Origin of the sequence: Pseudomonas sp. BF-B-15, assembly GCF_019946675.1 — a bacterium.
Lineage (GTDB): Bacteria > Pseudomonadota > Gammaproteobacteria > Pseudomonadales > Pseudomonadaceae > Aquipseudomonas > Aquipseudomonas migulae.
The window spans coordinates 1-7,052 of record NZ_JAGYFZ010000168.1; the positions used below are offsets into that span (position 1 = coordinate 1).

The following is a 7,052-nucleotide window of genomic DNA, read 5'->3' on the forward strand; positions in this document are numbered from 1 at the left end:
CAACATCGACGTTTGACTGACACACCGCCTTCGCGGGCAAGCCTCGCTCCTACAGGAGGGTGCACTCGGATTCGAGAATTACGTTATCTGACAGGTATCAATCCCATGCGCAGTTTTTTCCATCCCGAACAATTGCTTCACCATCCACGCAGCTATTACTCCCGCGGACAGATGCGCACGCCGCAGGAAGTGCCGGAGCGTGCGCAGCGACTGGTGCAGGCGTCTCGATCGCTGGGCTTCAAAGTCGAGCAGCCGGTGGATGCCGGACTTGATCCGCTGCTGGCGGTGCACGGTGCGCCGTACCTGGCGTTTCTCCAGGAAGCGCATCAGCGCTGGAAGGAAATCCCGGAAGATTGGGGCGACGAAGTGATGTCGAACATCTTCGTCCGTGAGCCAAACGCTCTGCGCGGAATCCTGGCTCAGGCCGCACGTTATCTCGCGGATGGCAGTTGCCCGGTGGGCGAACAGACCTGGCGTTCGGCCTATTGGTCGGCGCAAAGCGCAGTGGCCGGGGCGCAGGCGTTGCTTGATGGCGAGCCGGCGGCTTACGCGTTGTGCCGTCCACCGGGGCATCACGCCCGGGCCGAAGCGGCCGGTGGTTTCTGCTATGTGAACAACGCGGCGGTGGCGGCGCAGGTGTTGCGCGGCGGGTTTGAACGCGTTGCGGTGCTCGACACCGACATGCACCACGGTCAGGGGATTCAGGAGATTTTCTACGACCGCGATGACGTGCTGTACGTCTCGGTGCATGGCGATCCGACCAACTTCTATCCGGGGGTTGCCGGGTTTGCGGATGAGCGCGGTGTCGGCGCGGGCGAGGGGTTCAACCTGAATTTGCCGATGGCCCATGGTTCGAGTGAGGCGGACTTTCTTGGGCAACTGGAGGTGGCGCTGGCGGCGGTGAAGGATTTCGCTGCCGAGGTGTTGGTGCTGTCCCTGGGGTTCGACATTTTCGAGCTGGACCCGCAGAGCAAAGTGGCGGTGACGCGGGAAGGGTTTGCGCGGCTGGGTGAGCGGATTCGCAGCCTTGGGTTGCCGTGCCTGATTGTGCAGGAGGGTGGGTATCACCTGGAGAGTCTTGAGGACAATGCGCGGGCGTTTTTTGTCGGGCCCGAGGTGTGGCGGATCTGATTCTTTGTGGACTGGGAGGCCGCCATCGCTGGCAAGCCAGCTCCTACAATGGATTGGTGTGAACGCTAAATTGTGGTTAACGCCGAACCTGTAGGAGCTGGCTTGCCGGCGATGAACGATGACGCGGTTGGCTTGAAAGAACACAAGCGCTGTAAGGCACTTGCCATCGCCCTGACGTTAACGTAAAGATTGCGACAGGGCGCTGAACTTAAAAGAGCGCAGGGCGGACCGATCCGGAGCGCTTGATGACGCTAATAAAAACAACTTCCCCCAAGCTGCACCGTGAAGCCCGGCTGGCCCGGGAAAAACTCCATCTTGAGGGTGAAGTCCCCGATGGCGTGTTGCGGGCGGAAATCGATGCATCGTGGCGACGCAGCCTCAGCCATGGCGTGCATTTCAACAGCAAACATGAACTGGCGCTGGAATCGAGCGCGAGTCTCGACGTGCTGCTGGCGAACAATCGCCTGCTGATCGACGCGGCATTGCCGGCGATCGATTACCTGGCCGACCGCCAGGGCAAGGAAGGCCTGATCATCCTCGCCAACTCCGACGCCACCATCCTCGCGGTCGAAGGCCGTGCCGATCGCCTCAAGGGCAGCGGCCTGCAAGACATCACCCTTGGCGCCTGCTGGAGCGAAGCCGCTCGCGGCACCAACGCGCTGGGCACCGCGCTGGTGGAAGCCCGGCCGACGATGATCGATTGCGGCGAGCATTACCTCGATCGCCTGACCGATTTCTCCTGCACCTCAGTGCCGATTTATTGCCCGCAAGGCGACATCCTCGGCGTCCTCGACCTGACCCGCGAAGGCCCGCTCGGCCGCGTTCACGACAGCACCGCACTGTTGGCCATGGCGGTCAGCCAGATTGAAAGCCGGGTGTTCAACGCCAGTTTCCCCGACCAGATCGTGCTGGCGTTCCACAGCCGCCGGCAGTACCTCGAATCCCCTTGGCAGGGCTTGCTAGCGGTAAGCCTCGGCGGGCAGATTCTTGCGGTCAGCGCCCAGGCGTGTCAGTTGCTCCATGCCGAACGCTCGGCGCTGGTCGGTCGCCGTTGCGAAGAGTTTCTCGGCGTCGATGGCTTGCAACTGTTGTCGCGTTTGCATCAGGGCGGCGTCGGCAGTTTGCAGACCGCCAAAGGCGAATTTTTCTATAAAACCCTGCGCGCACCGCAGCGCTCAATCAACGTCAGCACGCCGCCGCGCAGTCCGGCGAAAACCGCCAAACCTCAACCGGATCTCGATGCCCTGGCCGGCGGCAACGTCCGTTATGCCCGTGCCCTGCGCATGGCCCGTCAGGGGCTGGCCAACGAGTTGCCGGTGTTGCTGCTCGGCGAAACCGGCACAGGCAAGGAAATGATCGCGCGCGCCTTGCACATGGCTGGCAGCCGCTGCGACAAACCCTTTGTCGCGGTGAACTGCGCGGCGATCCCCGAAGGCCTGATCGAGTCGGAACTGTTCGGCTACCGCGAAGGTGCGTTCACCGGTTCCCGTCGCGGCGGCATGGTCGGGCGTCTGCAACAGGCCCATGGCGGCACGTTGTTTCTCGACGAAATCGGCGACATGCCACTGGCGTTGCAGGCGCGTCTGCTGCGCGTATTGCAGGACCGTAAAGTCGCGCCTTTGGGCGCCGGTGAAGAACAGGACATCGACGTCGCCCTGATCTGCGCGACCCACCGCGACCTCAAACGCCTGGTCGAAGAAAAACACTTCCGTGAAGACCTGTTCTATCGGGTCAACGGCATCAGCGTGATGTTGCCGGCCCTGCGCGAACGCGACGATTTCAACGCGCTGGTCGGTCGTCTGCTGGCCAGGCTCGACGCACCGGCCATGCTCCTGCATGACGACTTGAACCGCTTGCTCGCGGGTTACCACTGGCCGGGCAACATCCGCCAACTGGAAATGGTCTTGCGCACGGCGCTGGCCATGCGCGAACCGGGGGACACCGTCCTCACCCTCGATCACCTGCCCGACAGCATGCTCGACGAACTGAACGCCAGCGAGCGGCCTGCATCCGGGAGCATTCGCGAAAACGAACTGGAGCTGATTCGCCAGTCCCTGGACAGCCATCAGGGCAACGTCTCGGCCGCCGCCGACGCCTTGGGCATCAGCCGCGCAACCTTGTACCGCAAGCTCAAACAGTTGCGTTCGTGATGCAGCGCCTGATCGTTCGGCTGATCGACAGCCAGAATCCCGAAGCCCTGCAAGCGGCGTTGCGCTGGCTCTACAGCTTTGTGCGCCCGCATCGTCTGGCGATTGCCGGACTGCTCGGTTTATCGGTCTGCGCCTCGTCGCTGGTGCTGGTACAACCCTGGCTGACCAAGCTGCTGATCGACGATGGCTTGCTGGCCCGCAACTTCCCCATGCTGGTGCTGATCGCCGGGTTGATGATTGTCGCCGGGCTGCTCGGCACGGCGCTCTCGGGGATCAATCGTTACCTGCACACGCGGCTGTCCGGGCGGATTCTGTTCTCGCTGCGCGACGACCTTTATCGGCATTTGCAAACCCTGTCGCCGAGCTTCTACGGGCAGCGGCGCATTGGCGACCTGATGTCGCGCCTCGATGGCGACGTAGCGGAGATCCAGCGCTTCGCCGTGGATTCGCTGTTCTCGGCAGTGTCGAGCGTGATCGGCCTGGTGGTCGCCGTGGCGATGCTGCTGACGTTGTCGTGGAAGTTGTCGCTGCTGGCGCTGGTGCTGATTCCCCTCGACGTGCTCTGGCTGCGCTGGATGCGGCGCAAGGTCGAGCGCGATGTGCGCCAGTTGCGCGAACGTTCGGCGGACATGTCGTCGTTCATGGTCGAGACCCTGCCGGTGATGAAATTCATTCAGTCGGCCGGTCAGCAGCAACGTGAGTCGCGGCGTCTGGAGGCGTTGGGGCAGGGCTACATGAGTCAATTGCTGCGTCTGCAAGTCACCGAATTTTTCACCCAGGCGGTGCCGGGCACGCTGACCTCGCTGTCCCGTGCCTGTGCGTTTTTGATTGGCGGTTATTGGGTGGTGCAAGGGACGTGGCAACTGGGCGCGTTGATTGCGTTTTCCACGTACCTGGGGATGGCGGTCGGGCCGGTTCAAAGTCTGCTTGGGCTCTACGTGGCGATTCAGCGGATGACGGTCAGTCTGGGGCGCGTCATGGAGTTGCGCGGTGAAGAACCGACCGTGCTGAGCCCCGCTGAACCCCGGCCAATGCCAACTTCCGGCGAACTGCGTTTCGACGACGTGCACTTCAGCCATCCCGGTCGGCCGAGCACCTTGCGCGGCATCGAAGCGCGGATTCCCTACGGTTTGAAAGTCGCCCTGAGCGGCGGCTCCGGCGTCGGCAAATCAACGCTGATCGATTTGCTGCAACGGCATCACGATCCACAGTCCGGGCGGGTGCTGCTCGGCGAGGTCGACCTGCGGGAACTGGACCTGTTCCAGTTGCGCCGTCGGATTGCCGTGGTCAGTCAGGACATCGTGCTGTTTCGCGGCAGCCTCGCCGATAACCTGGCCTACGCGGTGCCCGACGCCAGCCGCGAAGCAATCGCCGACGTGGCGCGGCTGGCGCAACTCGACAGCCTGATCGCCTCATTGCCCGAAGGCCTCGACAGTCCGTTGGGCGAACGCGGGCAGCAGTTGTCCGGCGGGCAGAAACAACGCATCGCCATTGCCCGGGCACTGTTGCAGGATCCGCTGATTCTGGTGCTCGACGAAGCCACTTCGGCGGTGGATGAAGCCACCGAGCGCGAAGTGATCGAGGCCATCGACCGACTGTTTGCCGGACGCACGCGCATCCTCATCAGTCATCGTCCATCAACGTTGGCCGATGCCGATCTGCGCTTCGAATTGCTCGACGGCGTGCTCACGTCGAAAACGGTGCAGCATGAAGTCTGAACTGCGAATCGGTGTGGTGGACAGCGGCCATTCGGCGGCGCAGCGGGTTCAGGTGATCGCCGGGCGGCGGTTCTCGTTGCTGGCGGACGGTCTGGCCGAAAGTGACTTGCGCGACGACCCGCTCGGCCACGGCAGCGCGGTGATCGAAGCCATCAGTCATCGGGCCCCTTCGGCGGTGTTCTGCGTGGCTCAGGTGTTCGACCAGCGCGGCGTCACCAGCGCCTTGCAGATCGCCACGGCGATTGACTGGCTGGTTGCGCAGGACGTACGGCTGATCAATCTGAGCCTCGGTTTGCGCCAGGACCGCAGTCTGTTGCGCGAAGCCTGCGCGGCAGCGGTAGCGCAAGGCATTTTGCTGTGTGCGTCGAGCCCGGCGCAGGGCGAGGGCGTGTTCCCGGCGAATTATCCACAGGTGCTGCGGGTGACGGGCGATGCACGTTGCGCCGAACAGGAATGGTCATGGCTCAACAGCGCTCAGGCGGATTTCGCGGCGTGCGTGCACGGGACGTATCCGGGGCAGTCCGGTGCCAGTCTGGGCTGCGCGGCGTTGAGCGGGCACATTGCCGGGTTCCTCGTTTCACAGCCCGAGGCGAGCAACGAACAGATCATCGACTGGCTGCGCAAGAATGCCCGTTATCGCGGTCCTGAACGGCGCTTCGGAGCATGATCCTGATTCTGGGCGCGGGGCCGGCGGGGGCGGCGGTTGCCTTGGGCTTGCGGCGGCTCGGTTACCCCGTGACGCTGGTCAGCGAGTGGCGCCGGTTCGCTGCGCTGGAAGGCGTTTCGCTGCGGGTGCTGGAGGCCTTGCGCGGTGCCGGTCTGCATCAGGCGCTGGCGGATGCGGCGTTGCCGTCGCAGCGGCAGGTGTCGTGGAACGGTCAGCAGCATGCGCAAAACATCGAATTCCTGCTGGACCGCCCGAGCTTTGATCGAGGACTGCGCGAGGACCTGCGCCTGGCGGGCGTTGAGCTGATTGAAGGTCGGGTGCTGAGCGTTCAGACCTCGGCGGAGGGACATCGGGTCGAGATTGAAGGGCACGAAGCGCGGGTTGCCGATTTTCTGGTGGAGGCGCGCGGACGCCAGGCACCGGCACTCGGCAAGGGGCTGCGCGGGCCGGAGACGGTCAGCCTGCTCAATCGCTGGCAAGGCGCGCCGAGCAACACCGCCAGTGCCGTGGAAAGCCTTGCGGACGGCTGGGCGTGGATGGCGCGGCGGGCGGACGGTCAGTGTTATTGGCAATGGACGGTGGACGTCGCCAGCGCCGAGCTGCCGGGCAAGGCGCAGTTGCTCGATTATTGTCGCCAGCAGCGCCAGGGTTCCTCGTTGGCGCGTGAGTTTTTTGGTGCCGAACATGAGGTCGATCTACAGCTGCACGCCCGCAGCAGCACCGCGATTCTTAGCCCGCAGGTGTGTGGCGAAAACTGGATTCGGGTCGGCGATGCGGCGATGGCGGTGGACCCGCTGTCGGGCAATGGCATCTTTCAGTCCTTGTCCTCGGCGTTGCAGGCGCCGACGGTGATCAACACGTTGTTGCGAAAACCTGAGCGGTCGGCGTTGGCCCAGCGCTTTCATCAGCAGCGGGTAGAGCAGTTGTTTTTGCGTTTTGCGCGGATCGGGCGGGACTTTTATGCCGATGAGCAGCGTTGGCTGGATCAACCATTCTGGCAGGCGCGGCGGCAGTGGCCGGATGCCGAGGTGGCGCATGCCGAGGCGGATTTTGCCGCGCTGCGGATCGAGCGGGCGCCGGTGTTGAAGGATGGGTTTGTGGATGAGGCCGAGGTGGTGATTACAGCGGATCAGCCGTTGGGGATCTGGCATGTGCAGGGGGTTGAGTTGGCGCCGTTGGTGCGCAGGTTGCGGACCGAACCGGCCGGGCAGGCGTTGGCGGGTTTGACGGTGGAGCAGGGGAGGATGGTCAGGAGTTGGTTGTTGGGGCAGGGGTTCAAGCCCTGATATTTGTAGCGATTGGTCTGGCCCTATCGCGAGCAGGCTCGCTCCCACATTGGAATGTATTTCCCTGTGGGAGCTAGCCTGCTAGCGATGGGGCCTGGAG

Annotated in this window: 5 protein-coding genes; all 5 read left to right on the forward strand. The window is 63.6% G+C overall.

Going from position 1 to position 7,052, the window contains the following annotated elements; genetic code table 11:
• The first annotated feature begins 105 nt into the window (after positions 1 to 105).
• Complete coding sequence (locus KGA97_RS28535) at positions 106 to 1,131, forward strand: histone deacetylase family protein (protein WP_223481921.1); 1,026 nt, start codon at positions 106 to 108, stop codon at positions 1,129 to 1,131.
• A 245-nt stretch (positions 1,132 to 1,376) separates the two neighbouring features.
• The gene (locus KGA97_RS28540; RefSeq protein WP_223481922.1) at positions 1,377 to 3,281 is read left to right on the forward strand and encodes a sigma-54-dependent Fis family transcriptional regulator; all 1,905 of its coding nucleotides are present in this window, start codon (positions 1,377 to 1,379) and stop codon (positions 3,279 to 3,281) included.
• Entirely contained in the window at positions 3,281 to 4,999 is a 1,719-nt protein-coding gene (locus tag KGA97_RS28545; RefSeq protein ID WP_223481923.1) for an ABC transporter ATP-binding protein, read from the forward strand. The genes KGA97_RS28540 and KGA97_RS28545 overlap by 1 nt, the downstream gene beginning before the upstream one ends.
• The gene (locus tag KGA97_RS28550) at positions 4,989 to 5,666 is read left to right on the forward strand and encodes a S8 family serine peptidase (RefSeq protein WP_008027979.1); all 678 of its coding nucleotides are present in this window, start codon (positions 4,989 to 4,991) and stop codon (positions 5,664 to 5,666) included. Before KGA97_RS28545 ends, KGA97_RS28550 begins: the two co-directional genes overlap by 11 nt.
• Positions 5,663 to 6,952, forward strand: coding sequence for a tryptophan 7-halogenase (locus tag KGA97_RS28555; RefSeq protein WP_223481924.1), 1,290 nt, complete (start codon positions 5,663 to 5,665; stop codon positions 6,950 to 6,952). Before KGA97_RS28550 ends, KGA97_RS28555 begins: the two co-directional genes overlap by 4 nt.
• Positions 6,953 to 7,052 lie beyond the last annotated feature (100 nt).